This is a genomic window from 'Nostoc azollae' 0708, assembly GCF_000196515.1.
GTDB lineage: Bacteria > Cyanobacteriota > Cyanobacteriia > Cyanobacteriales > Nostocaceae > Trichormus_B > Trichormus_B azollae.
In genome coordinates, this window is sequence record NC_014248.1 from 4,244,734 (window position 1) to 4,270,497 (window position 25,764).

Here is a 25,764-nt window from a genome sequence, read left to right on the forward strand (position 1 = left end):
AAATTTGTCATCAACATCTTCATGGATAGGAACTATCCGTAACTATTCCCAACCCTGATTCTTTCCTTGGCTCTTTCCTAATCTTAACACTATGGAAAGCCACACACATAAGCCTTTGTAAATTTTCGGCCCTCTCTATTCCCTATAATCAATCATTAACACTCACAAGTTGGGGAAGTTGAGACACAGGAATATCTAAAAAGTAAGCCAATACTTCTCGCCGCCAGGCATCGTAAATTCTTGGTAAGTCATTAATATCCGTACCAATGGCTTGATGAGTCAGTTGCCAATGTTCTTTAAGGTAGGCATTTCTTCTTTTTTGTCCTTCTTGCTCCAGTTCTAATAGCTGTGCTGCTAAATCTACTTTTTCTGCTGGCGAACCTTGGTCATACTTCCGTTGCCACCAGTTTACTACGCCTAGACGGTGAAAAGCTCCTTCTGGCTGAATTCTGGTCACAGAAAATTTAGCTGATTCAGGATCACTAATTTTACTGGTACGACTCTTAACTAATAAAGATGCCACAATATGCATTTCATAATGTAACTCAAAAGCTAAAAAACCTTGCCAATTACCAATTGGTAAATCTCCCATATAATCCCAATATTTTTGAACTTGTTGTTGGATATCTTCAATGGGATCACGTCCAGAGATAATTTGCGCTGTACGATGGGTATTTTCAGCTACTTTTACACCTGCCTTTTGTAAATTTAATCTTTGTGTGCGCCATCATCACCAATTTGTCAGCTTAAAAATAATTGAAGTTCTGGGTCAGGCATTTGACCAATTATATAAGCGCAAACTTGTACAATAAACAAATCATGAGCCGCACCTGCAACACGAAAACGGTAAAAATTTTCAATTTCTGCTTTTGTTTCTGGAGGTTTAGTTTCATACAATCGCTTTTTCAGTAAATGGGGTGCGTGCTGATTAGTTATTTTATCAAAGATTGCCAGTTCTAAGTCAGTTATCCAAATGGGACGAGTAGATGTAATCATGTTTTTGGTCTAAGTTATGTTTTTTTATTTTATTTTAAAGCTCACAAAGACAGCAGTGATTTAAAATCCCCTCACAATGCAGAAATCAGTCAAAATATCATTCCCAATCACCAATTACCAAAATTATTCCATCACCGCTAATACTGCTTTTGGTAATAGTTTTTCTTTAAACCAAACAATTCTGGCCGGGAAATCATTTAATTTTACACCTGCCCTTTCTAAATTTAATCTTTCGGAAATTGCCAATATCAAACTATCGGAATTTGCACGACGTACCTGAGAAAACTTTCTTTGTAAATATTCTGTACGCCAATAACCAACAATTTCTAATAAAAAAGTCCTACCATCAGGATGTACAAGGCGAAAATCGGGAATCATTACACTACCAGGAATGGGAATTAAATCAACTTCTCGTTCTAAGATCCACCCACTTTTTAAACTATCCCATTTATCAGCGAAAGACTGTTCTAACATACTATCATAAGGCTTGCCTTTAGGATAGTGAGATACTAGACTACATTCAGAATTCAGTGTGAATCTGCCAGGTTTCCATTCATTTGTATAAAGATCTCGTGTTTGTAAAGTTGCGGCTAAACTCCATTTCGTAACATGAAGTAAAGCAGGAATCATTTTAGCTATGGATAAACCATAACGGGTACTAGGAGTAAATAGACTTGTTGGACCATCAATACTAATGGTAAAACCGTGATCAGCATCACCTTCAATATAAGCCATTAATCGAAACAACTTCAAATAACGAAATAACAACTTATATTCTCCTGGTACATTGCGGTGAGCATTTAACACCAATTGACTGGCTTTATAAAACACACCTTGTACTTGAGACAAATTATAGCGATGTAATAAATCGTCTGGTTTTGGTGCTTCAAAAGCAGTTAAAATCTTATTTTCAGATAAATCAGCATAAAGACCATCACGCACCTGAATTGGTAAAACTTCCTGCTGTAATTGCTGACTTAATTCATCAGCAACTTTGCTTAAAGTCACCTCAGTTGCTTCCCGACTAGGAACAGACTTTGCAGCGAAAGCAAAAACCCGTTCCCTTAACATTGGTGGCTCAAGAGGACTAACAACTTCAAAAGTGCAGAAACTGCTTTTAAGAATATAAGCCAAACCGCGCTTCATGCGATAATCAGTAGTATCACCTTCAAAATCAGCTAATTGACGTTCAAGAACCCCTTGGGATTTCCCCACTGCTTCCTTAAAAAAACCAATCAAATTGTTTGCTAAACATAAATGTTGCTGATCAAGTTTCAATCTCTTCGGGATAATTTCTTCCCCGTTTTGACGATGAATCAATAACTCCGTTGGTAACATCCTTCTTCTCAGTTGAATAATTAATTTCTAACTGTTCTGCCACCTTAGCACTTCTTTCCTGTCCACCTCCATAAAAAACCTTTCAATTCCCTTTCCTGTCCTTCTTCTTCTCTTTCTTCTCTTCGCGCTCTTCGCACCTTTGCGGTTCGTTACTTCTTTCCCCCCTTCTCCTGGCCGAAGTTCCCTCCTCACTAGTATCTTCTGCTACGACTTCATATAAAATCGCCTGTTTATTTTCAATATTACCCTTGCGTAAAACCCTCCCCAAACGTTGAATATATTCCCTAGCCGAACCAGTCCCCGAAAGAATAATTGCTATTGAAGCTGCGGGAACATCAACACCCTCATTTAAGACATGAGAAGCTACCAAAGTATTATATTCACCCTCCTTAAATTTAGTTAAAATTTCATGCCTTTCCTTCACCGGAGTTTGATGAGTAATAGCCGGAATTAATAAATCTTGAGAAATACGGTAAACGGTAGCATTATCTGCCGTAAAAATCAACACCCTAGCGGGATAATGTTCAGCTAATAAATCCATCAGAATTCTTAATTTACCATCAGTTCCCAGGGCGATTTCTTTAGCTTGACGGTGTGCTAACATTGCTCTGCGTCCGACTTGCGATCGCGCACTCATTTGCACAAAAGTTTGCCAACCTTGCAGACTTCCCAAAGAAATCCGCGATTGCCTTAAAAAATCATTGCGGGTTTGAATTAGCTGATTGTATCTTTCCCTTTCCAATTGGGATAACTTGACCTTAATTTGCACAATTTGATGTTCTGCTAAAGCCTTACCAGCTAAATCTTCAGCACCTTGGCGATAAACTTCTCTACCAATGAGAATATTTAAATCAGCGTGTTTACCATCCGTCCGTTCTGGTGTAGCAGAAAGTCCGAGTCGATAGGGTGCGATCGCATATTCAGCAATGACTCGATTAAAATCAGTTGGTAAATGATGACATTCATCAAAAATTATCAAAGCATATTTATTACCTAAAGTTTCCGCATGAATCGCTGCACTGTCATAAGTAGCCACCAAAATCGGTGTTTGATCCCGTGAACCACCCCCCAGCAAACCCAAATCCGCATCAGGAAAAGCCGCCGTTAGGTGTGCATACCACTGGTGCATCAAATCCAAAGTTGGCACAACAATCAACGTCGTGCGCGGTGTCGCTTGCATTGCCATTTGCGCCAGATAAGTCTTACCCGCAGCCGTCGGCAACACTACGACTCCCTGTCTTCCCGCTAATTTCCAAGCCGCTAAAGCCTCATTTTGGTGGGGGTATGGAGTCATTTCCAAACTGGCAACCAAATCCAAAGGATAAAATCCCTTGGCCTCATCTGTGAAGTTTGTATCTTCTGCTTGCAATGCTTCGACTAAACAACGATATCTAATCGCCGGAATGCGGAATTTTTCGACTCTATCATCCCATGTTGCATAGTCTATCCAAGCTTTACTGTGTGGTGGTGGGTGTAAAATTAACGTACCACGATCAAAAGTTAAGGTGGGGTTGCGACCCATCTGAGGTTTTCTCCCAACTTGTTCACTTCACTACTCATAACTTAAAACGTGTATGATTCCCAAAGGAGATTATTTTGATATAAGCCAACTAGAACATCTGTTTCCCCCAGAGATATCTCACTGGCAAACTGATTCAATCCTGCTTGAATCCTACCTACAGAGAACAGCAAAGACAGTTTCTAATCAAACGCCTGCGATTGCAAACAAAGATTATGCTGCTGGTAGGTTTAACACTTACTGGCTTTTTTATGTGGGTTAATCAGCAACCTAATGGAAAAATCTAAGCCTTTAAAATTGGCTTAATACTTGAATCTTTTATCTTAATTTGTTGGTTCTTATGCAAAACTCATCTTGGTCGTCGTTACCCACACTTGATTTTTTTGGCTTGATCCTGGTGTGGAACTTGCGTCATCCAAATTGACACAGCTATTTCATTTAATCATGTAGAACCGTTCACTAATGTTTGGAATTTGATGTTTATCACTCAAGTAACTATTGTTCCAGTATTATGGCGGCTACAGTTAATTTATCACATTGGTGCAATTATTTGCTATGCAGGATTATACATTCTCTATCGTCCTCAATTTAAGCAACTATGATATTTTTATGTTGAGTATGGAGTATATTTATTGTTGACAATAATAATTTGTGTATTTTCTGTTTATCTGTAAAAAAATGCGAAGAAGCCACAGTTTTATTTGCTGATATTGTCGGATTTATAGAACTTTCAAGCCATACTTCACCACCTACACTAGTGGAATTATTAAACTAAGTATTCTCCTTATTTGAAATGTTGATTATCAGTTGCCTAAACTCAGAATTACGTACCGCTAAACAATTAGAAATCAGTTTCCAATACTTAGCCGGTTTCGGCGGTTGAAAGGTGACAAATTGGGGTGATTATAGCTGATGTGAATGGCAGAATTTTAGAAGCAAATGATACCTTTTTAAACATGGTGGGTTATACACAAGAAGAACTCCTATCAGGACGAATCAATTTTCGATAAATGACATCACCAGAATATGTGGAACAAAGTGTTCTTGCAACAGTAAAACTCGAAACTCAAGGTGTTTGTAAACTTCTTGAGAAGGAATATATCCGTAAAGATGCTACTCGTGTTAGTGTGCTGCTAGGCTTGGCATTATTAGAAAATAATTTCTAATAAGTAATTGGTCATATTGTCAATGTCAGCAAATGCAAACAGACTGAAGAATCCTTGAGTCAACAAGTAGAACAATTACGCTTAATTACTAATTCTTTACCAGTACAAATCTCCTATGTAGATGCTCAACAGCGTTATTTATTTAATAATGAGAAATATGAAAAATGCTTTGGGATTCCTACATCGAAAATGCTTGGTAAGCATGTGAAATAAATTTTAGGATAATCAGTTCATCAAGCATTTTTTCCATATTTAGAAACAGTTTTATCCCAGAGTCTGCACTTCAATGAGTAGTACAAAAAAACTACGCTAGTAGGCAATTCAGGACTATAGGTTTTAAAAATCCAGTAGCCATGAAAATATAAATGATGCACGTCAAAGTTCCAGCTTTGTTATTGTGTAGAAAAAGCTAGTTAGACAACGATGTTGAATTTGGATTTTTCAATCACTTATGATATAAAAATACAAGACTATGCAATAGTGAATTAGAGATTTGAAAAGTAAGAAAATAAAGAATACTGTTGTAAGGATTCAGGTGGTGGGGTATTGACAAGTTTGATAATAGGAGAGGCAGAATATAGCAGTTATGGAAAAGAAGCTGCCACCAAAACTAGACAGAGAGATATTGAAGCAGTTGGGAACAGAGCAACTGGTAGAAATCATTATTAACCAGGGGAAAAGTATAGAGAACCTAACAAATAGAGTAGTAGAACTGGAAAAAGAAATAGAGAAACTCAAAGTCAGTAGAGATTTAGAGACCATAACATCATCCAAACCACCGTCGGGAGACATCCTCCAAAAAACCGAGAACAAACAACAAGAGAAACCAGAAGAAAACCAGACACGAAAACGGAAACCAGGAGGACAACCAGGGCATAGGGGAAAAAGGAGAAAGGGGTTTGGTGGAGTAGATAGAATACATTTGAGATACTGGGACGGCAAGTGTGTGGATGCTGAGGTGAGGGGCAATTGTTTGGCGAACCAATAAAAATCCAAACACAACCACTAGGGGAGTTGGTGGACAGGCCAATCCAAAATAGTAGAATATGAAAGATATACGTGGATGTGCAGTGTGTGTGGGGCAACACAAAGGGCACACTGGTCACCGGAGATAGTACTGGGACAAGATATAGGAATCACAGGACAAGCTTTTTTGGGATGGATCAATAACTAGGGTCATTGACCCTATGAAAAACAACACTTGTTGTTGTGGGAACTGGGTCAAATAGAAATTGGAGTGGGAACATTAGTAGGTACCAATGAAGGAATAGATGGTCCAGTGGCTCAAAGTATTCATAGCCTCAAACAGTGGATAAAACAAACCCAGCCTCATATCCTTGGGGATGAAACACCCTGGGTACTCAAAGGGGTGAAACAATGGTTATGGATTTTTGCCAATAGTGACTTCCCTTTATTTCATGGGTCCTGATACTCCTTGTCCTGGCGAATTAGAATCCATTGTGGGTTCAAGTTACTCTGGTGTACTCAGTTCTGATGACTTTACTGCCTATAACGATTATGCGGTCACAGCTCAACAGAAATGTCAGGCACATCTACCCTACCCCGTTACTTCAAGACACTAATCAAGATTCCTGGCTTCAATCACCAGGAAATTGGCACAAAATTCATGGACCTCATAGATGAAGGTTTTAAAAACTACCCTTTATTCCAACAAACCCAAAACCTTCATGAATTCTTGACTTGCCCATCCTAGTTTCAACCAAAAGTTGAATCTTCCATTCATTCATTGATCAAGCCCCAGGGGAACCTGGTAAACTTTTATCTTCCTTAGGCAATAGACCTTGATCATAATTTAGCTGAACTAAGGTTAGGTTTAGCACTGACACATCGAAAAGTCTGTGGTGGTTCTCTTTCTCTGGAGCTATTCCAACATACTGCCAATTTATTGACGGTTATACAAACTTGTCGCCGTCAAGCACTTTCTCTAATTGAGTTTTTTGACCAACCTATGAAAGCCATGGTTCACTCTGCCTTGCAGACACCTTCTTTAATCCCTCTACCTTAGACCTGAGTCCTTTGACAAGCTGTAGGTAGGAATTGGAAAATTCGACAAGGTTCCTCTGTTAAGTTCAGAATCCTATGAACTCCTTGTGTAATCAGAAAATGAATCCCTTGAAAACATACGCCAGTTGCTGCCTCTTTCAGAGGAGCTTCCCTAACAAGTCGGGGAACCAGCCCAAGGCACTGGCTCTGAAATATCCAACGTAAAGTAGGGGATTCTGTAGGTTTATTAAGTTGGTTTTTAACTGTCGCTTTTTACGTCTTTAACTAGATTCTTAATTGTTTTTGTCCCAGATTATAAACCAAAAGACACAATGCCATTAATACCATCATTGTCTCTACTATTTCTCGCTCTTTTACAACAAGAGTATGGGCGAAAAATAACGGGTCTTTGATAAATCTAAATCCTCTTTCTGTTGATTGCTGTTCTCTATATATTTTAAATATTCCCATGGTTTCTAATTCCCTTGTCTCTAAAATATTTGTTGCTAAAATAAATCGACCACAAGAGTTATGATGTTGGGTGATTAACTCCTGATTTTCTATTAGTTTACCTCTTACTTGATACACTACTGTTTGTCCTTTATTTAACCTTTAGTTAATTTTTAGGTCCGATATTGTATGATATTTTAATTTTGCTGCCAGTTCTTTAACTTTGAATTGCGCTAAGGATGTCTGTTCAAATTCTTCTTTGACTAATCTACCTACTTGTTTACTAGTTTTTAGAAAGTCCTCTTGAATGCTTTGGGTTAATTTCTTTAAGTTTGCTTTTTTTCTGTCTGCACTTTCTACTCATAGCCATCTTTGCTCTATTCCCCCATAAGATACTTTTTCTTCTTGATAGCTATATCCTTTGATTTCACTTGGTTTGAGTTCTCTACTGGTAAATGCCTTGACCAAGTTTTTGGCTTTTTTAATGGTTAAAGGTACTCGACTTATCCATTTCATGTTCGACATTAATTTTAAATCACTTTCGCTATATAATGCACTATCAGCCACCATTATACTTTCAAAATCTATTTGTTTATCATAATCCACTAAGATTTGAGCAAATACTGCTTTATCTGATTCATTTCCTGATGCTCCTCTAAAAAATACGGGTATATGTCCGTCACTACTTACTATTAAATCTAATATACATTTTTTTAAGTCTGGACAATGGTCACGAGAATATCCTTGTGTGATGTTAATCGGATTTTCTCGGTTCATTCCTAATTCTTGTCCTAAATTATTTAGGCAATTATTATACTCTCCATGCAAATGCAATGAGGTTGAACCTAAATGGGAATATAAATTGGTTGATTGCTACTCCATATTGTTCTACTAGTTCTAAGGCAATTATTAGGAATAATTTACTTAATCCATATTTGTATAGATTATCCCTTACTCTGCCTATTTTATCATCATTTAAATCTTCAGCTTGAATTCCCGCTCCTAATAAATGTTCTATGGCTTTTTCCTCAAGAACTTGAGGAAATGAATATAATAGTCTCCATAGAAAAGAAAACCTAGTTCATAATGATTCCTTTAACTATTTCTCCTATATTCACTTTCTCTCTAATTATCTATTCAGAATGTCTTATTGATTCTTTCTACAATTCCTATCTCATCTATTATTCCCAAGTGATCCAATTTATTCCTCTCAAACTCTTGCTTTTGGTAATTCATATTTTTGGGTGTTTTTATTTAATTCAGGCTCATTTACATTCATTTCCTCATCTTTTATCCTGAATTTATTGTCAATACACCACCACCTGGATCCTTACGTATTGTCTATTTTTTCTACTATTTTACCTATGTGGTTACTACCTAGTTATTTGTATTTTTTCTGTGGATGTAGTACAACATGAAGTGCCTAATGTGGGGTGTATCAGGAAAATAAGTAACTGATGAAACGTAACTATTGCATCAATATGCAATAATTCGTGATACAGATCTGATTTAGGTTTCCCACTTTAATCGGCAAGGAAAAGTAGAAGGACTTGTTGGTTTAATTAGAGATATTACTGAGCAGAGAAAATTACAAGATGCTGTCAAACAAAGTCAAGAAAGATTTCAGAAACTAACAGAAAAAGTGCGCATAATTCCTTAAGAAGCAGATTACAAAACCGGAAATTTCACATAGTTAAGATATGCACGGCTATTCCTTAAAGGATTAGTATACCACTAATTTTTGGGTAAAACACATCCATCCAGATGATCAAAAGTGGGTGGTTGATTATTGTGTCCATGCTTAAGAATCACAAGATAATTATGAACTTCAGTATAGAATGTTGTCAGCTGATGGCAGGGTAGTCTGGCAATATAACATTGTGAATGTGGTGTGGGTTGAAAATAATCCCAAACAAATGCATGGGTTCATGATTGATATTACCGAACGCAAGCAAGCACAACAAGAACGAGAAAAACTATTAAAGCAAGAACAAGCTGGAAGGGCAGAAGCAGAAGCTGCTAACCGCATCAAAGATGAATTTTTAGCGACACTATCTCATGAACTCCGCACTCCCCTTAATGCCATACTGCGGTGGTCATAGTTACTCAAAAGCCGCAAGTTTCATGAAATTACCACTGCTAGGGCATTAGATCCGATTGATCGTAATAGCCGTGTTTTAGCACAGTTAATTGAAGATGTTTTGGATGTTTCGCGGATTATTTGCGGCAAACTGCGATTGAATCTGCATTTGGTAGAACTTGCCCCAGTGGTCTCAGTAGCCATAGATACTGTGCGTCCTGCAGCAGATGCGAAAGAAATTACGATTAAATCCCACTCAGAAGTGGGGGTAGTAATAGGTGATGCTAACCGCTTACAACAAATTGTCTGGAATTTGCTTTCCAACGCTGTCCAGTTTACACCCAAGAGAGGAAAATTTTAGGGAGGACTCAAACGCATTATTAATTCCCGTGTGCAGATTCAAGTCAGTGATACCGGAGGGGGCATTAATCCTGATTTTCTACCTCATGTATTTGAACGATTTTTCCAAGCTGATAGCTCGACTATGCGCTCGCATGGAGGATTAGGACTAGGACTAGTAATTGTCCGTCACCTGGTAGAATTCCATGGAGGCACAGTCTCAGCTACCAGTCCCGGACTCGAGCAGGGAGCCACGTTCATCGTCAATCTGTCCATGAAAGCCGTTACTGTTGAATACAATACATCAGAGCAACAGCAACTTCTCGTTGATGATGATTTTTTGAAACAGCAATTATCTATCTTGCAAGGGCTGGCAACTGCATAAGAATAATTATCCAAACCTACTCATATCTGCTCAACAAGTATGCTATAATTAAGATGTGAGTAAATTAAGTATATTAGAGGTTACGGCTACTTGTTGTTGATGATGAAGCAAATGCACGGGATTTGCTGACCACAATTTTATTTAGGGCAATATGCCTCTTAAGCAATAACTATTGCTTCTGTAACAGAGTTTTTGAGAATTTTATCCAGATATATTAATCAGTGATATTGGAATGGCAGAAGAAGATCGCTATACACTAATTCATAAAGAAGTTAGAAATAAGAAGTTATAAATCTACCTAGTCATCAGGAGGGATAAATTCCCTTCCTGCAGTCGCCGTCACAGCTTCTGCTAGAGCAGAAGACCGCACCCAAGCCTTATTAGCTGGTTTTCAATTACATATTCAAAGCTGTCAATCCTGCCGAATTAGGGGCTGTGGTAGCACATTTAGCAGGAAGAAGTTAAATCAATTCACAACAATTCAAATCAAAATAATTCGTAATCTACTCCCATGGCCAATACCCAATGCCCAAACCCCTAATTTTGATCTGGAAGTGGAAACACCAGAGATAATAAGTTAGTCTTTTGAGAAACAGCAACAATAGATTTTTCATAACTTTATGACTACCAAAACTCAAGCTATTAATCCGCAGAATAAGTTTCAGTGTGTTGGTATCATCAACCGTGCAAATAGAATCTTCATCGGAATGGTTGCGGTTGTCCCTATTGCTTTGTCATTACCCGCAGAAGCATTGCAAGTACAGATAACACCAACTGCTCCGAAACTGGGAGATACACTTTCAGTCATAATTGATGTAGCTAGTCAAGAAAATGTGATTAATCCCACAGTGAAAGTTGGGGAAGAAACATATCCAGCTTTTGCAATTTCCCCTAATAAGTATCGCGCTTTTATTCCTACCACTCCACTAGAAAAAGCAGAGGTAAGAAAAGTCACAGTAGCTGGAGATAGACAAGAAAGAAATTTAGCAGTAAAAGTAAGCGCTCGGAAATTTCCCATCCAACGTATCACCTTACCACCAGGAAAAGCCGGAGTACAAGCCACAGACTATGAACTCCAGCAAGTCAAAGAATTTAAAGCCCTACAGACACCAGAAAAATGTTGGAACGGAGTTTTCCTCAGACCAAATAAAGGACGCATGACCACAACCTATGGTGTACGTCGCTACTATAATGGTAAATTTGCAAATGACTACTACCATCGTGGTCTAGACTACGCTGGTGCAGCAGGTTCACCCGTAATTGCCCCAGCCCCAGGACGAGTTGCTTTAGTAGGTACAGTTTCCCAAGGTTTCCGTGTTCATGGTAACGTAGTTGGCATCGACCACGGTCAAGGAGTAACCAGTATTTTCATGCACCTCAGCCGCATTAATGTCAAAGAAGGAGATATTGTCAAAGCTGGTCAACTCATTGGTGGAGTAGGTTCAACAGGTGCTTCCACAGGCCCGCACTTGCACTGGGGTTTATATGTCAATGGAAAATCTATTGATCCCACATCCTGGCAAACCAAGGTCGTTGATTAATAATTGGTAATTCGTAATTCGTAGTTAAATTCATAATTCATAATTATGAATTTGTTTAGCATAATCAATTGCTTTGTCTATTCCCTGTATTGCGTATTGCTTAAATTTAATCGTGAGAATTAATTATGAGTATTGAAAAGATTGTCGAACAAGCCCTTCAGGATGGTTATCTCACACCAGTAATGGAAGCCGAAGTTGGACGAATTTGTGATAACGCCTCAGATTTCTCCATTGAAGAGTACATGGCTCTAGATCGACTCATGGGTTCATTGTTGATCGGTGAAGTAGTGGCAGTACCTCGTAAACAATTTATTAACGTCATGGAGGAATTGGTACTAACTGAAGTAATCGGCAAAGTAGCAGAAATCGAAGCCACTTCTGAAAGCTCTCTGGACGTGGGAGATATCACCGCTTACGCTCTTAATCGTCTTCCACCTCTGTATGCTACTACGGAAGAAGGAGCGAATTACCAGCGCCAACGCGCCAAAACAGAACTTCAGAACTTGATTTGTCAACAAGTAGCCAAAGCCATTGATTGTTACTTAGATAGACCTGAATTCTTCCCAGAACGTCAAGCCTTAAGCAAACACACTGGTAATGAAGTCCTCAGCCAAGTTAGTAACTTACTCCAAGTTTACGCACCCAATTTTGAACAAAAATCACATCCTTAAGGAGTCAGGAATTAGAAGTCGGAGTCAGGAGTCAGTAGTCAGTGGCAAATATTAGAAACTGACAACTGACAAGTAACTAATTTCTCACCAAAACTGGTGTGCCTAAACTCAATTGTTCATACAGTATTCGGACATCAGAATTACGCATTCTTAGGCAACCATGAGATACTGCTGCTCCTATTAGGTCAGTATTAGGTGTCCCATGAAAGCCAATTTCATTTCTTCCATCTGACCAAAACCCAATCCATCTATCTCCTAAAGGACTATCAGTACCTGCTTCAAATACTTGGCCAGTAATTGGATGCTTCCAAATGGGATCATGTTGCTTGTGTATGATTTGAAACTCGCCTGTTGGTGTTTCCCAACCCTTCTTTCCTACAGCAATTGGATAACTAGCTATCACTTCATCATAGCGGTAAACATAGACCCGGCGATCGCTTAAATCAACTATCGCCTGTGTTCGACTAACTTCCAGTCCCTGAACAGATTTAGCTTGAGCTACACCCGGGAAGAAAAATCCCTTGGGACTATTATTCTCCTTTTTATTCTCTCCCTTTTCTGGAACTGTCAACTTTGTCTTTTTTGGTTTGTCCACAGCACCATCTGTATTTGGCTTGCCTTGTACTAAGCTAGTCCCAGGCTTGGTAACAGAGGAATTTGGTCCTGATGGAGGTACAGACACCCCCAAAGCCACTTCTCCAATACCAATAAGTTCTGGGGAATGTTGACCAGAGTCAGTGCGGGTGGTGGGATTTTTCCTCAATGTTGTGGATGCTGATTGATTTAACTGCCCTGTCGTTTTCATAGTATGCCAATGGACAGCCAGAGACAAAATTGCTGTGCCAAAACAGAGGAACATTACCATCCGCGCTACAGATTTATTTCTTGCCATTGCCATCGCTTATTGTTTATCCCTGACCTATCTGGCTCTATAAAATTATGGACTACCCAGACCAGTCAATTAGCAAAAAATTTATCAATTATTATCAGTTGTCTCATTACGCTGACAATATCTTCATAATTTAGCAGGAGTCAGGAGGATAAGAAGGTAATTCTCAATGCCCAATGCCCCATCACCCACACCCGGTTTTTGGTCAAGGGGTAGTAGTCAGTTGTTCAAGTGAATACATTTTACTAATTTTTTCCATAAACCCAAGACCCAGCAATGTACACTCAACACTTTTTTAATAATTCCTGATTTATATGTGGTTATCTCATAAATCCGTCACCTAGCCTGGGAACTTCTGAAAAATTATCCTGTCTAATAGCAGGGGATGATTTAACGCCAGTAAGATCTATGAGTCAAGCGATTACGGTATCCTGGTCAACGGTTGATGCAACTTATTCGGAAGCATCGGTGCAAGTTGACAAACTCTCAAATCACGATCTAATTTTACGCTGTCAAGCAGCATTGCGGCCAGATAAAGCTGCCTTTGCAGAACTCTTGCGTCGCTATCAGACTCAGGTTGATCGGGTTTTATACCACCTAGCCCCTGATTGGTCTGACAGAGCCGATTTAGCTCAAGAAGTGTGGATTCGAGTCTATCGGAATATTAACCGATTACAAGAACCTGCTAAATTTCGGGGCTGGTTAAGCCGTATTGCCACTAACTTGTTTTGCGATGAATTGCGTAAACGCAAACGGGTGGTTAGTCCCCTATCACTAGATGCTCCTCGTTCCCTAGAAGATGGCGAAATGGATTGGGATATTGCTGGTGACAGTCCAGGTCCAGAAGAAGAACTGACAACCAGGGAATTTTACGAACAATTGCGAGATGCGATCGCGGATTTACCAGAAGTATTCCGTACTACAATCGTTCTCAGAGAAATTGAAGGCATGGCTTATGAAGAAATCGCCGAAATGACAGGCGTTTCATTAGGAACAGTCAAATCGAGAATAGCTAGAGCCAGATCCAGATTACAAGCACAGTTACAAACCTATCTAGATACCTAAATTTACAATCTGTTTCCTCAGTTCTATGGCAGAATTTAAACATATTAAAAATTCCTGCAAAAATAGATTTTTTCTGCCTCATGGAAGCAAATTTAACTAAATTCTCGTACTTAATCTCCTGTGTTTGCCCGTGTATGAATTGGTAAAAACGTTAAAATGAATACTGATTCTCAGTTCTACAACCGTTCCCACTCCCAACTCTCTAGTGATGTATCAAATGGAATGGCTCAACATACCAATGAATTAACGGCTGCTATGGATATGGAGAAACACGATAACCAAGGGCATAAAGAAGCCGATCGCTTCGAGTTATTGAGTGCTTATCTTGATGGTGAAGTGACAGCGTCTGAACGTAGGCAAGTGGAAGAATGGCTGGCAACGGATGACTCAGTTCAATGCTTGTATCAGCGACTACTAAAGTTAAGGCAAGGTGTAAAGTCCATGCCTATACCAGCATATCAAAACTCACCAGAAGTTACATTTCAACAGGTATGGAAACGTATACGCAACCTTACCCAGTTAAGCTGGTTAGTTGGTTGTGTAGCTGTAGCGGCTTGTGTAATCGGCTCAATATCTGGCTTAATTCCTGGTAATACAACCAAATTGGAAATAGTACAACAGAAAATACAACCAATAGCGGTAAAAACACAGCCAGTAGTCCCGGCTTCACCATTAATGGTAGCGTTGAACAACCCAGTCATTGAAATTCCCAAAACAGCAATAGCTTCTCCAATCACACCAATTGATGAGTCAACAACTCTGGAAAAAGACACGGAATTAGACATCAATTAATCAAGTGTAGAATTCAGGAGTTAGAAGTCAGGACTTCCTCCAACAACCATCTCGTTGAGGAATAACACCTAGTTGGTAAACTTTTTCGGGTGGCATCCAGTACACCCAAGCCCAACCTGAAGATAAGTCAGTTGACTCAAAAATCCCTATATATTCGCGATTATAGAGGTTTTCTGTTATTGGTTTTGTGGAGTGATAATCTTCTAGAGTGTTCCAACTAAAAAATGATCCAAAACGTCAGTCGGTTCGGCAAAAGATTTCAACAAACCATTTTTTCAAGGTTGGTAAGCGGTGAATCAGCTGTTCGATGTCCGCCATTGCTTGTTGTGTAAGTTTAACTCCTGTATGATAAATTATCTCAACCAAAGTAACCACAGGATTTCTGCCCTTGAAAGTTAGGGTAGAAGCTAATCGTAGTAAGGTTTCGGCACGGGTTTTTCCACCTCTATCGAACTCTCCGATTTTGATTCCCACCTTAGCATCTATAGAAATTTCCAATGTTGTTGATTTATCATCCACTTGTTGATTGATGCGATTATCTTCTTTCAAGATGGTTTCTGTTTCTGATATCTGTTTGATTGGTTTTGTTTTAGCCACCCTTTTTAAGCCATAACCTAGTACAGTAAGGCGTAAATAAACCAACCTTCCAAATGTCTGAAAAGCTCATGCCGTGTACATTAGAGAGGTCCGAAAATTTACAAAGGAATCTGTGTCTGGCTTTCCATGGTGTTAAGATGAGGAAAGAGCCAAGGAAAGAATCAGGGTTGGCAATAGGTACGGATAGTTCCTATCCATGAAGATGTTGATAACTAATTTATAACTGACCTCATATCCATAACATGTATGAAATGGGCAAAACTAATGAACCAATTCCTAATGTGACTAAACCACAAATAGTAAGAATTACTTGTGAGTAAATTGGGGAATTCAAGAGAAATCTTTGTTGAGGTACCCGGAATATTTTTACAAGTCTAATGACCTGTTCAACAAAAATACCCTTGGTGGAAAACTCTTTGTTTCCTGCCTTTTGTTCTGAGTCGCCATAGCATAATCGCCATCATGTTTTTCTACCTGTTTAAGGAGACTAGCAGGGAAAACATTTCCTAATATCTCTAGCCAGTAATGAAATGTGTCCTTTGCTTCCGTTTTCCATATACCGAAATGCAAACCTAAAACCTCAAATGTTGGCATTTTCCTCAAATAGAACAAGGATAGACATACCTGTTCTTTGATCTCTAGTTTCCCTTTCCCCCCTGCTCCTTTCTGATTTATACCTATGTTTTTACTTTCTATGTCACCTTGAAGTTTTTTATGCTGCATTTCACCTTGGGCTAATAACTCTTGAAACTGATGGTTAGTTATTACCAGTATTTGTTTTGTACAATGTGGATATTCTTGAATATAGTTAATTTAGTGGATTTTTCCTTTTGGTACACCCTCAAAATTCCCTTCTACCATTTTTTTCACACCAAGTTCATTTTCCTGACAGGTCTAATGGTGAATTTTGTTGGCGCAGCCTGCTTGAACCACTATTTTGTTAGCGTAGCTCTTCTGAAAGAAGCATTTTAAATTCACAGCGATACTAGTAGTCTGCCAAGGCAATTTTGCTAGGTTAAATGCTCGGATATAAACGCTGCATTTTTTTACGTGCATCCTTGGTTTTAAAACCCCAATAAAAACTGGGTTTTTCTTGATTACGCTATGACTCCCAAGTAGCAATTTCAGAAGATAATATTTCTACATTAGGAATACGTTGTTCTAAGCATTGGCGAGATAAAACTGATAATTTAATTTCTACTTGATTCAACCAACAAGGGTGTTTAGGAGTATAGTGAAACTCTAATTTCTGAATAATGCGGCATGCTTCTTGTGGAGAGAAAACTTCACATAAAATACTTGGAGTATGAATGTTTAGGTTATCAACAAGTAAAGGTATCACATCAGCTTGGGGGTAATAAACATCTACTAAATCTTTTAATTCTTTAGCAAAATCAGCTTTTGTCCGACTTTGTGTAACTTCAATATGCCTCCACCCGGCTATTGGTTCAAAAAAGCCAAATAAATTTACAACACCATTGCGTTTATACTCACAATCATAACCTTCAGGCTGATGTGGTTCTGGTGGCAAAGGAAGTCTTACTTCTTCTACTAATTGATATGGGCATTCATCTAGGCAGAGTGTAGGTTTTTTCGGATCATATGGCTCATTGTACAAATCCAAAACATCTTCCATTCTGAACACATACTCTGGGTTAACTTCGGGAATACACCACTGTTCTTTTAACCACGGTTTAATTTCATTTTTTTTAGAGTTTAGCGTATTGTTTCGTCTGAAATTCAATCTATGATACCAAGCTTCACTAAATGCTCCGCTAATAATTGCATTGTCCAACGCACTCTTCCTTCTGGCGGATTAGAACAAGCAGTCGCAATCAAAAATGCTTCTTGTTCTTCATCTAATTTTTTGGGTTTTGGTGGATTTTCCCCATCCTTTAAAGCAAACTCTAATCCACCAATCACAAAGTTTTCTCTTGTCCTTTCCACCGTGGCAACATGAACTCGAACTGCGGCAGCGCCGTGTCCGTTTCTCCCTCAGATGCCATTCAAAGAATGTTTGCACGGGTTATACTTCTTGCTTTGTGCTTTCCTTTTTTGAGGATTGCTTGCAGTTGTAAAACTTCCTCTTCGCTTAAATCTAAAACATACTTTTTTGCCATGGTCAACCCCTTTTTTGACTAGTGTATCAATTAGAGGGGCTTACCCAGCAACATTGCCTTGGTGGACTACTAGTTGATTCAACAGTTCTCGAATTACCTCAGATATTGGGAGTTTTTCATCTTGATATCCTTTGATTTCTATCAACTCATAACGAACTTGCGCTGCTGACAGCCTGGTATACAACCTTGTACTCTGAAAACTTGGATCTGTTTGGCTTTGTGGCTCTACAATTGAGCGTATATCTTCTAGTAAGTTTGGTAGTCTATGTTCTGTTGGTTTTCTGCCTTTGAGCCGGAATGAGTCTGCTATCGATATTCCATGCTCTAACTCTTGCATCCCTTTCCGAATTGTGCGTCGATTCTATCCTAGTTCTCGTTCTGCAATTCTTGCTCCTCCTCGTCCCCATCCTTTAACTACCTCTGCCATGAATTGTCTTCCGTCACTTGCTTTTACCTTTTGTGCTGTCTTGATATACAACGACCTTAGACTATCACTTAGTTGGATTAATGATTCTGGAGACATAAACCATACTGCACGCTAATTATTCTCTCAGTATCCCTGGTTTTGGATAATTTTTTCCTTGGATTACTCTTACATGGTTATGTTTGAATTAGCGCTCGCAAATAACACCAGAAATATCTAAGGTCTAAAACCCTCTATCATACCACAGAAATAATTTTGTAAGAGGTCTAATATGTCAATATGGATATTGGTTTGATCTTAAGGGAAAACCATCGCTACCGCATCATTTGACAATACAGCGAGGTTGTGGCCTGTGCGGAATTTAGACTGATGACTTGTGGATGGTTGTGATTGGTTAAAGTATTATTTGCAGAATCCTAATCAGTAAACCAAAAAGTTTTTCTCCGAGAAGCGGTTGATAAGTATTTGCTGGTTTGTAGTAATTTCGAAGACATAATATATTGATCAGTAGACATAAGTCTCTATTAAAATTACTTATGTATTACTAATACACAAAAAAAGATACTAACCTGATGGAAGATAAATGCCTTCAACAACTTGATATTTATGTTCAATAGCTTGAGATAAAAAGGCTAAGATCTGTTTGAGTACGAAAAGTTTACGATACATTAATCTACTACCTTTCCTTTTACTATTGATTCTAAGCGAAAGGAGATTAACCCAAATATTAACTAGAAGAAAGGATATACCAACGAATAATAATCTTAATACTGGATTTTTATGATTGATTCTAATGCGACAAATATTTTTGCTCCGGTAACTAAGGTATCTCAAATTTTCACACTTGATAAAACCTTCTTAGTTGAACGTATTGGTTCACTGCCAGACTATTTGCAAGAGGAAGTAGATCAGGGATTGAGAACTCTTTTATACCTCAACTACCTAAGCTAACGAGTCTTCATGTTGTGGGATGGGAAGTGATCGCTCAGATGTATTATCGGTGAGTGACCTATTTTTCCTACCGTCGCTGACCTTAATTTTCAAGTCCCAGTAGTTGCCGAAATATCAATTAACCAGCGAACTGTTTGCGGGAAAAAAATCACAATTACTAACACAATAAGTTGTAAAAACATAAAAGGAACAGCACTTTTATGAATATCAAATGTACTCACTTCTTTAGGGGCAACACTTTGTAAATAAAAGAGAGAAAATCCCACAGGTGGAGAAATAAAAGCCGTTTGTAAATTAATGGCCATTACCACCCCAAACCATACCATATCAATATTTAAATCTTGAGCAGCAGGTACAAATAAAGGCATGGCAATAAAGCGAATTTCCATAAATTCCAGAAAAATTCCCCGAGCAAAAATTGCTAAATTACTAATAATTAAAAATCCCCAATATCCTCCTGGTAAACCTGTTAATAAATTAGTAATGAGAGTTTTTCCACCTAAAGCATCAAACACCAAGCTAAACATCGGAGAACAGAATAAAATCATCACTACTAAAGCTGTAATTACTGCTGTAGAATGAGAAGCATCACGAATTAATTGGGGTGTTAAACGTTTATTAAAAGCTGCAAGAATAGAAGCACCAACTGCACCTACAGCGCCTGCTTCTGTGGGAGTGGCAACACCAAAGAAAATACTGCCTAATACTGCAGAAATTAAGATAACAGGAGGAAGAACGGCTTTAAAAACTCTCTGAATTAATTGACTACCTTGAGGAATTTCCACATCCGCAGGGATAGGTGGAACTTTTTCCGGTTGAAAAAAAGCTAGTCCTAAAATATAGAGAATATAAGAACCAGATAACATTAATCCGGGAATGAATGCCCCTAAAAATAAATCTCCGACAGAAACACCGATTTGATCACTAAGAATTACTAAGACTAAACTCGGAGGAATTAACTGCGCTAAAGTACCGGAAGCAACTATTACCCCAGCAGCTAATTTTTTATCATAGCCATAGCGGATCATTACAGGTAATGATAACATTCCCATGATAATTACTGTGGCGGCGACAACTCCGGTTGTTGCTGCTAAAATCGTTCCTACTAAGACAACTGCTAACCCTAATCCTCCCCGTAAACGACTTAAAACAATCCCAATAGTTTCTAATAACTCTTCAGCTAATCCTGATTTTTATAAAACTGCACCCAGGAAGACAAAAAATGGAATAGCGAGTAGAGTAAAATTAGACATTGTGCCAAACCAACTATTAGGTAATAGTAGTAGACGAGCAGGATCAAAAGCCCCTACTGCTGTACCAATTAATCCAAAAACAATTGCTGTACCTGCAAAAGAAAAAGCGACAGGATACCCACTCATTAAAATAAAGAAGAAGCCGACGAACATTAAAATTGCTAACCATTCAAAACCCATGATTTTACCTACTCAATATTTATACTTTCTGAAGTTTCTAAGCGAATTCTGTCTGCTACTTGTTGATAGCCTAATAATACTGCTAAATATTTAATGGCTTGAGAAATACTTTGTAGGAGTAGTAATAATAAAGCTACAGGAATCATAGTTTTTATCGATGCGCGGGGTAAACCATTAGCATCAGAAGATATTTCCCAAGTCCCCCAACTACCATCACTTGACCTTCCCCAAGATTGTAAAATAGGATTGAATGTTACCTAAATACCAAGTATACAAAAGGGAATTAAAAATAAAATTGTTCCCACAAGATCTACTAATGCGCGCCTTTTTTCACTCATGTTAGTATAGAGAAAATCTACACGCACATTTTCTCCATGACGTAAAATATAAACAAAGCCTAATAAGAAAGTTAGAGAAAATAAATACCATTGCAATTCTAATAAGGCATTAGAAGATAATTGCACTTCAATGAAACGTCCTAGATAACGGACTACAACATTAAAGAAAGCAACTCCAATTGTGAGTAATACTAGCCAGTTAGATAACCATCCCAATTTATCAGCACAACTGTCAATAAACTGGGAGAATCTTAATAGTTTGCTGATGAGGGTTAATTTTTTTGAATTACGCATACAAAATATAAACTAACGGTAAATCTTGAGCATACGGAAATGAGCATAAATAATTCAAAAACTCACTTCTCTATATTCCTGTTCCAAGCAAATAGTGTGACTTCTGACTTGTCGAAATTAAAGCATCTTATTTTACCTGAATTGTTGCACAATTATGATATTGTGGGAATATCTTAATGGTGAGTCAATAGGTAATAATTCCCCTTTATTCAGCCTACTCCTAAATTCACTATTGGTAGATCATCTCAATATTTCTCAAATATTCTGACTCCTGACTGCTGAATTCTTAGGTAAGTAGTATTAACTTTTATGAAACGTCGAGCTATTGTTAACAGATTATCTCAACGTGCGATCGCAGCTACAGGAGTGGCCATAGTCGGTGGCTGTCAAAAAGCCCAAACTCAAGGCGCAAAGGGACAAGCAGACTCCAGCAACTTACCCACCATTAAATGGCAAATGGCTACTAGTTGGCCATTATCCTTAGAAACAATCTTTGGCGGAGCGCAGGTTTTAGCAGATCGTGTCAAAACCCTAACCAACGGTAAATTTATCATTGAACCCCGTGCAGCAGGAGATATAGCCCCCGGTTTAGAAGTTCTCAATGTTGTTTCTCAAGGTGCAGTGCAAGCAGGACATACTGCCGCTTATTACTACATTGGTAAAAGTCCCTCCTTAGCTTTTGGTACATCAGTACCTTTTGGACTCAATGCCCAACAACAAAATGCTTGGTTATATGAAGGGGGCGGTTTAGCCAAACTGCAAGAAATTTATGCCCGGAAATTTAATGTGATTCAATTTCCGGCGGGAAATACGGGTACACAAATGGGAGGATGGTTTCGTAACGAAGTCAAAACACTCAATGACCTCAAGGGTCTGAAAATGCGTATTCCCGCTTTAGGTGGACAAGTTATGGCCAAACTAGGGGTAACAGTGCAGACTCTACCAGGGGGGGAAATCTTCCAAGCCTTACAAACAGGGGCTATTGATGCCGCTGAGTGGGTGGGACCTGATGATGATGAAAAATTAGGCTTAAATAAAGTCGCTAAATTTTACTATTATCCTGGTTGGTGGGAACCAGGCCCAACTCTAGAAGTACAAATTAATTTAGACCAATGGAAAAAGCTACCACCTCTCTATCAAGCAGCTTTAGAAACGGCTGCATATCAGTCGAATACAACAATGTTAGCTCGTTATGATGCCCAGAATAGTCAGGCATTAGAGAAACTATTAAAAACTGGGATTCAAGTTCGTGCTTATAGTCAGGAAATTTTGGAAGCAGCGGAAAAAGCTTCTTTTGCTTTATATGATTAATTTGCAGCTAAAGACGCTGATTTTAAAGCAGTTTATGAACAGTGGAAACCCTTTAGAGACCAGATGTATACTTGGAACAATCTGAATGAAGGCAGTCTTAGCCGTTATGCTTATGGGAAACTGAAATTAGGGAATTAATTTAGGGTTTGTTGACAGACTTTTTTGGTGATACTATGTTGCCAAAAAAGTCTGTAAATCCTGATTCTGACATCACAAAACGCCAACTTGATTAGAATCAATTTTTCCTTTTTCCCATTTCTAAGAAATAAATTATCCAAATCAATCTATCCCTTACGCGACGAGGCGTTAGCTATTTCAGACAAAAATATACCAACCTACTTAAAATCAATTTTAATTTTCACTTTTATGTCCAATATCTAGATTATGCCACAATAGCGAAGAGCGATCGCATTGCTCAACCTAGACATCTCTAACAGCATTAGGAGTTTTAGTTGTGGAGTCCCCCCAAAAAACGTTATACCACCCAGCCACAATTGAGGAAAAATGGCAAAAAATATGGTCAGAACTTGGCTTAGATAAAACACCTCAATATCACAACCAGCCAAAATTCTACGCGCTTTCCATGTTCCCTTACCCATCCGGTAGGTTGCACATGGGTCACGTCCGTAACTATACAATTACTGATGTGATTGCCCGCCTCAAACGGATGCAAGGGTATCTTGTATTACATCCTATGGGTTGGGATGGCTTTGGACTGCCAGCAGAAAACGCCGCCATTGATAGAGGTGTACCCCCTGCCAAATGGACATATCAGAATATCGAGCAGATGCGGCAACAATTACAGCGCCTGGGTTTATCCTTAGATTGGGAATGTGAGCTTGCTACCTGTTCCCCAGATTATTACAAATGGACTCAATGGATTTTTCTGCAACTTTTAGCAGCAGGTTTAGCTTATCAACGAGAAGCAGCAGTTAACTGGGACCCCATCGACCAAACTGTATTAGCAAACGAACAAGTTGATAACGAAGGACGTTCATGGCGCAGTGGTGCAATAGTAGAACGTAAATTATTGCGTCAATGGTTTTTCAGAATTACCGACTATGCTGAAGAATTGTTGAATGACCTAGATAAATTAACAGGTTGGCCGGAAAGAGTCAAATTAATGCAAGCCAACTGGATAGGAAAATCCATCGGCGCATATTTAGAATTTCCCATTGTTGGGTTAGATGAAAAAATTGGCGTTTATACCACACGTCCCGATACCATTTATGGTGTTAGCTACGTCGTATTAGCCCCAGAACATCCCTTAACTCAAGTGGTCACCACTTCAGAACAAAAATCTGTGGTAGAAGCCTTTATTAAAGAAATTACTAACCAAAGCGAGTTAGAACGAACAGCGGAAGATCAACCAAAACGCGGTATTCCTACCGGTGGAAAAGCTATTAACCCCTTCACTGGGGAAGAAGTACCGATTTGGATAGCTGATTATGTTCTCTATGAATATGGTACAGGTGCGGTGATGGGTGTACCTGCCCATGATGTGCGAGATTTCAAATTTGCCAAAGAACAGAATTTAGCCATCAAATTTGTAATTGTACCAGAAGTCGGTGCAGATGAAACTTTAAAAGCAGCATATACAGAAGTAGGAATTTTGGTTAATTCTGGTGACTTCAATGGCATGAATTCTATAGATGCCAAAAAAGCCATTGTCGAATTTGCAGAAAAACAAAACTTCGGTAAATTACGGGTACAATATCGCCTTAGAGATTGGCTAATTTCTCGTCAACGTTATTGGGGCGCACCTATCCCAGTAATTCACTGTCCTAACTGTGGTGTTATGCCAGTACCAGATAAAGATTTACCTGTACAATTACCGGAAGAAATTGAGTTAAGTGGTCGTGGTGGTTCACCTTTAGCACAGTTAGAAAGTTGGGTAAATGTGCCTTGTCCTAGTTGCGGTACTCCTGCAAAACGGGAAACGGACACCATGGATACTTTTATTGATTCTTCCTGGTATTTTTTGCGTTATCCTGATGTGAAGAATGAAGAAAAGATTTTCGATTCCAATAAAGTAAATTATTGGATGCCTGTAGATCAATATGTGGGTGGAATCGAACACGCAATTTTACATTTGTTGTATTCGCGCTTCTTCACTAAAGTATTGAGAGATAGAGGTTTGTTTAACTTTGATGAACCATTTCAAAAGTTGTTAACTCAGGGAATGGTAAAGGGTTTAACTTACATGAACCCGAAAAAATATGGAAAGGATAAATGGATTCCTTCTCATTTAGTTGATGCTAATAATCCTGTAGATCCGCAAACAGGAGAACCTTTAAAGCGTCTCTATGCAACCATGTCAAAATCAAAAGGAAATGGTGTTGCACCAGAAGATGTTATTAATAAATATGGCATAGATACAGCGCGGATGTTCATCTTATTTAAAGCACCTCCTGAGAAAGATTTAGAGTGGGATGAAGCTGATGTTGAGGGACAATTCCGCTTTTTAAATCGTGTTTGGCGGTTGGTTACTAATTATGCTGCGGCGGGAGTTTGTAAGCAAAAATCAGAACTTGATAAATTAAGTAAAGGTGAAAAAGATTTGCGTCGGGCAATTCATATTGCAATTCAAGCAATTACGGAAGATGTGGGAGATGAATATCAATTCAATACCGCAATTTCGGAATTGATGAAGTTAAGTAATGCCTTGACTGATGCAAGTTGCAATAATTCACCAATTTATGCCGAAGGGATTCAAACTTTGGTGATTATGTTAGCACCTTTCGCACCGCATATTGGTGATGAATTATGGCAATTGTTGGGGAATAAAAACTCAGTGCATACCCGAACTTGGCCAAGTTTTGATCCTGCAGCTTTGATAGCTGATGAAATCACTGTGGTGATTCAAATTATGGGTAAAACTCGCGGTTCTATTCAAGTTCCTTCGCACTTAGATAAAGCTGAGTTGGAAAAATATGCTCTTGAGTCAGAGGTTGCACAGCGTTACATTGAAGGGAAGGAAATTAAGAAAGCGATCATTGTTCCTGGTAAGTTAGTGAATTTCGTTTTGGGTTAATTTTGGTTTGTAGGTTGGGTGGATGGA

23 protein-coding genes and 8 pseudogenes are annotated in these 25,764 nt (G+C 38.6%); 16 read left to right on the forward strand and 15 right to left on the reverse strand.

Annotation, left to right across the window (positions count from 1 at the left end; translation table 11 throughout):
* Window positions 1-148 precede the first annotated feature (148 nt).
* From AAZO_RS39350 to AAZO_RS19840, 4 genes and pseudogenes are all read right to left on the reverse strand, one after another.
* Window positions 149-592, reverse strand: a complete 444-nt coding sequence (locus tag AAZO_RS39350) for a hypothetical protein (protein WP_228371302.1) — start codon at window positions 590-592, stop codon at window positions 149-151.
* A gap of 149 nt (window positions 593-741) precedes the next feature.
* The gene (locus AAZO_RS39355) at window positions 742-996 is read right to left on the reverse strand and encodes a hypothetical protein (RefSeq protein WP_228371303.1); all 255 of its coding nucleotides are present in this window, start codon (window positions 994-996) and stop codon (window positions 742-744) included.
* A 123-nt stretch (window positions 997-1,119) separates the two neighbouring features.
* The gene (locus AAZO_RS19835; RefSeq protein ID WP_013192602.1) at window positions 1,120-2,334 is read right to left on the reverse strand and encodes a DUF790 family protein; all 1,215 of its coding nucleotides are present in this window, start codon (window positions 2,332-2,334) and stop codon (window positions 1,120-1,122) included.
* Window positions 2,264-3,856: pseudogene (locus AAZO_RS19840) on the reverse strand (DEAD/DEAH box helicase). Before AAZO_RS19840 ends, AAZO_RS19835 begins: the two are co-directional and overlap by 71 nt.
* A 473-nt stretch (window positions 3,857-4,329) precedes the next feature.
* Here AAZO_RS19840 and AAZO_RS41645 point away from each other — a divergent pair.
* The 6 genes and pseudogenes from AAZO_RS41645 (at window position 4,330) to AAZO_RS31450 (ending at window position 7,045) form a co-directional block, all read left to right on the forward strand.
* A complete protein-coding gene (locus AAZO_RS41645) occupies window positions 4,330-4,455 on the forward strand; it encodes a hypothetical protein (RefSeq protein WP_266886329.1) in 126 nt (41 codons plus the stop codon).
* Between the two features lie 47 nt (window positions 4,456-4,502).
* The gene (locus AAZO_RS34275; RefSeq protein ID WP_228371304.1) at window positions 4,503-4,628 is read left to right on the forward strand and encodes an adenylate/guanylate cyclase domain-containing protein; all 126 of its coding nucleotides are present in this window, start codon (window positions 4,503-4,505) and stop codon (window positions 4,626-4,628) included.
* Between the two features lie 124 nt (window positions 4,629-4,752).
* Entirely contained in the window at window positions 4,753-4,863 is a 111-nt protein-coding gene (locus tag AAZO_RS31445) for a PAS domain-containing protein (RefSeq protein WP_187289529.1), read from the forward strand.
* Complete coding sequence (locus tag AAZO_RS35680; RefSeq protein WP_187289530.1) at window positions 4,864-5,019, forward strand: hypothetical protein; 156 nt, start codon at window positions 4,864-4,866, stop codon at window positions 5,017-5,019.
* A gap of 54 nt (window positions 5,020-5,073) precedes the next feature.
* Window positions 5,074-5,232: a PAS domain S-box protein gene (locus AAZO_RS34280; RefSeq protein WP_187289531.1), complete on the forward strand. Its 159-nt coding sequence runs from the start codon at window positions 5,074-5,076 to the stop codon at window positions 5,230-5,232.
* 373 nt (window positions 5,233-5,605) lie between these two features.
* Window positions 5,606-7,045: pseudogene (locus tag AAZO_RS31450) on the forward strand (IS66 family transposase).
* On the opposite strand, the pseudogene AAZO_RS19855 reads toward AAZO_RS31450, so the two are convergent.
* Window positions 7,042-8,709 (reverse strand): annotated as a pseudogene (locus tag AAZO_RS19855) (IS1634 family transposase). The pseudogenes AAZO_RS31450 and AAZO_RS19855 overlap by 4 nt on opposite strands.
* A gap of 602 nt (window positions 8,710-9,311) precedes the next feature.
* Between AAZO_RS19855 and AAZO_RS42800 the strand changes: the two are divergent.
* From AAZO_RS42800 to AAZO_RS19870, 5 genes are all read left to right on the forward strand, one after another.
* On the forward strand, window positions 9,312-9,575 hold the full coding sequence (locus AAZO_RS42800; RefSeq protein WP_049790841.1) for a histidine kinase dimerization/phospho-acceptor domain-containing protein: 264 nt from the start codon (window positions 9,312-9,314) through the stop codon (window positions 9,573-9,575).
* Between the two features lie 99 nt (window positions 9,576-9,674).
* Window positions 9,675-9,914, forward strand: a complete 240-nt coding sequence (locus tag AAZO_RS42805) for a histidine kinase (RefSeq protein WP_338026943.1) — start codon at window positions 9,675-9,677, stop codon at window positions 9,912-9,914.
* A 30-nt stretch (window positions 9,915-9,944) separates the two neighbouring features.
* Complete coding sequence (locus AAZO_RS42810; RefSeq protein WP_049790843.1) at window positions 9,945-10,277, forward strand: ATP-binding protein; 333 nt, start codon at window positions 9,945-9,947, stop codon at window positions 10,275-10,277.
* Between the two features lie 620 nt (window positions 10,278-10,897).
* On the forward strand, window positions 10,898-11,818 hold the full coding sequence (locus AAZO_RS19865) for a M23 family metallopeptidase (protein WP_013192605.1): 921 nt from the start codon (window positions 10,898-10,900) through the stop codon (window positions 11,816-11,818).
* Window positions 11,819-11,943: 125 nt separating this feature from the next.
* Entirely contained in the window at window positions 11,944-12,489 is a 546-nt protein-coding gene (locus AAZO_RS19870; protein WP_013192606.1) for a late competence development ComFB family protein, read from the forward strand.
* Window positions 12,490-12,565: 76 nt separating this feature from the next.
* Here the strand turns inward: AAZO_RS19870 and AAZO_RS19875 are convergent, their stop codons facing one another.
* Window positions 12,566-13,387: a L,D-transpeptidase gene (locus AAZO_RS19875; RefSeq protein WP_013192607.1), complete on the reverse strand. Its 822-nt coding sequence runs from the start codon at window positions 13,385-13,387 to the stop codon at window positions 12,566-12,568.
* Window positions 13,388-13,786: 399 nt separating this feature from the next.
* Between AAZO_RS19875 and AAZO_RS19880 the strand changes: the two genes are divergently transcribed.
* Together AAZO_RS19880 and AAZO_RS19885 are read left to right on the forward strand one after the other, a co-directional pair.
* The gene (locus tag AAZO_RS19880) at window positions 13,787-14,443 is read left to right on the forward strand and encodes a sigma-70 family RNA polymerase sigma factor (protein ID WP_013192608.1); all 657 of its coding nucleotides are present in this window, start codon (window positions 13,787-13,789) and stop codon (window positions 14,441-14,443) included.
* Window positions 14,444-14,599: 156 nt separating this feature from the next.
* Window positions 14,600-15,235, forward strand: a complete 636-nt coding sequence (locus AAZO_RS19885; protein WP_013192609.1) for an anti-sigma factor family protein — start codon at window positions 14,600-14,602, stop codon at window positions 15,233-15,235.
* A 237-nt stretch (window positions 15,236-15,472) separates the two neighbouring features.
* Here the strand turns inward: AAZO_RS19885 and AAZO_RS19890 are convergent, their stop codons facing one another.
* From AAZO_RS19890 to AAZO_RS44085, 7 genes and pseudogenes are all read right to left on the reverse strand, one after another.
* A complete protein-coding gene (locus AAZO_RS19890; protein ID WP_013192610.1) occupies window positions 15,473-15,877 on the reverse strand; it encodes an ISAzo13-like element transposase-related protein in 405 nt (134 codons plus the stop codon).
* Window positions 15,878-16,061: 184 nt separating this feature from the next.
* The gene (locus AAZO_RS35685; protein WP_187289669.1) at window positions 16,062-16,229 is read right to left on the reverse strand and encodes a hypothetical protein; all 168 of its coding nucleotides are present in this window, start codon (window positions 16,227-16,229) and stop codon (window positions 16,062-16,064) included.
* The gene (locus AAZO_RS41660) at window positions 16,199-16,426 is read right to left on the reverse strand and encodes a transposase family protein (protein WP_266886348.1); all 228 of its coding nucleotides are present in this window, start codon (window positions 16,424-16,426) and stop codon (window positions 16,199-16,201) included. The genes AAZO_RS35685 and AAZO_RS41660 overlap by 31 nt, the downstream gene beginning before the upstream one ends.
* Before the next feature lie 508 nt (window positions 16,427-16,934).
* Window positions 16,935-17,627: an IS630 family transposase gene (locus tag AAZO_RS44070; protein WP_420807031.1), complete on the reverse strand. Its 693-nt coding sequence runs from the start codon at window positions 17,625-17,627 to the stop codon at window positions 16,935-16,937.
* Window positions 17,573-17,779, reverse strand: a complete 207-nt coding sequence (locus AAZO_RS44075; protein WP_420807032.1) for a helix-turn-helix domain-containing protein — start codon at window positions 17,777-17,779, stop codon at window positions 17,573-17,575. The genes AAZO_RS44070 and AAZO_RS44075 overlap by 55 nt, the downstream gene beginning before the upstream one ends.
* A 243-nt stretch (window positions 17,780-18,022) precedes the next feature.
* Window positions 18,023-18,475, reverse strand: a pseudogene (locus tag AAZO_RS44080) (ISAzo13 family transposase); the annotation flags it as partial.
* Window positions 18,476-18,940: 465 nt separating this feature from the next.
* Window positions 18,941-19,198, reverse strand: a pseudogene (locus tag AAZO_RS44085) (ISH3 family transposase); the annotation flags it as partial.
* Between AAZO_RS44085 and AAZO_RS42815 the strand changes: the two are divergent.
* Window positions 19,157-19,327, forward strand: coding sequence for a type II toxin-antitoxin system PemK/MazF family toxin (locus AAZO_RS42815; RefSeq protein WP_013192613.1), 171 nt, complete (start codon window positions 19,157-19,159; stop codon window positions 19,325-19,327). The pseudogene AAZO_RS44085 and the gene AAZO_RS42815 overlap by 42 nt on opposite strands.
* Before the next feature lie 89 nt (window positions 19,328-19,416).
* Here AAZO_RS42815 and AAZO_RS19920 read toward each other — a convergent pair.
* Window positions 19,417-20,760 (reverse strand): annotated as a pseudogene (locus AAZO_RS19920) (TRAP transporter large permease).
* 8 nt (window positions 20,761-20,768) lie between these two features.
* Window positions 20,769-21,392: pseudogene (locus tag AAZO_RS19925) on the reverse strand (TRAP transporter small permease subunit).
* Between the two features lie 309 nt (window positions 21,393-21,701).
* Between AAZO_RS19925 and AAZO_RS19930 the strand changes: the two are divergent.
* A pseudogene (locus tag AAZO_RS19930) lies at window positions 21,702-22,841 on the forward strand (TRAP transporter substrate-binding protein).
* A gap of 316 nt (window positions 22,842-23,157) precedes the next feature.
* Window positions 23,158-25,737 (forward strand): leucine--tRNA ligase, encoded by a 2,580-nt coding sequence (gene leuS, locus AAZO_RS19935; RefSeq protein ID WP_013192615.1) that lies wholly within the window; start codon window positions 23,158-23,160, stop codon window positions 25,735-25,737.
* Window positions 25,738-25,764: the final 27 nt, after the last annotated feature.

What these genes read in the sequence shown, in the direction of transcription:
- AAZO_RS19870 (WP_013192606.1), top strand. Translation starts at nt 11,944, where the DNA reads ATGAGTATTGAAAAGATTGTCGAACAAGCCCTTCAGGATGGTTATCTC.
- AAZO_RS41660 (WP_266886348.1), bottom strand. Translation starts at nt 16,426, where the DNA reads ATGCCAACATTTGAGGTTTTAGGTTTGCATTTCGGTATATGGAAAACG.
- AAZO_RS39350 (WP_228371302.1), bottom strand. Translation starts at nt 592, where the DNA reads ATGGGAGATTTACCAATTGGTAATTGGCAAGGTTTTTTAGCTTTTGAG.
- AAZO_RS19875 (WP_013192607.1), bottom strand. Translation starts at nt 13,387, where the DNA reads ATGGCAATGGCAAGAAATAAATCTGTAGCGCGGATGGTAATGTTCCTC.
- AAZO_RS19880 (WP_013192608.1), top strand. Translation starts at nt 13,787, where the DNA reads ATGAGTCAAGCGATTACGGTATCCTGGTCAACGGTTGATGCAACTTAT.
- AAZO_RS41645 (WP_266886329.1), top strand. Translation starts at nt 4,330, where the DNA reads ATGTTTATCACTCAAGTAACTATTGTTCCAGTATTATGGCGGCTACAG.
- AAZO_RS42800 (WP_049790841.1), top strand. Translation starts at nt 9,312, where the DNA reads ATGTTGTCAGCTGATGGCAGGGTAGTCTGGCAATATAACATTGTGAAT.
- AAZO_RS19835 (WP_013192602.1), bottom strand. Translation starts at nt 2,334, where the DNA reads ATGTTACCAACGGAGTTATTGATTCATCGTCAAAACGGGGAAGAAATT.
- AAZO_RS39355 (WP_228371303.1), bottom strand. Translation starts at nt 996, where the DNA reads ATGATTACATCTACTCGTCCCATTTGGATAACTGACTTAGAACTGGCA.
- AAZO_RS35680 (WP_187289530.1), top strand. Translation starts at nt 4,864, where the DNA reads ATGACATCACCAGAATATGTGGAACAAAGTGTTCTTGCAACAGTAAAA.
- AAZO_RS19885 (WP_013192609.1), top strand. Translation starts at nt 14,600, where the DNA reads ATGAATACTGATTCTCAGTTCTACAACCGTTCCCACTCCCAACTCTCT.
- AAZO_RS42815 (WP_013192613.1), top strand. Translation starts at nt 19,157, where the DNA reads ATGATTGATTCTAATGCGACAAATATTTTTGCTCCGGTAACTAAGGTA.
- AAZO_RS19865 (WP_013192605.1), top strand. Translation starts at nt 10,898, where the DNA reads ATGACTACCAAAACTCAAGCTATTAATCCGCAGAATAAGTTTCAGTGT.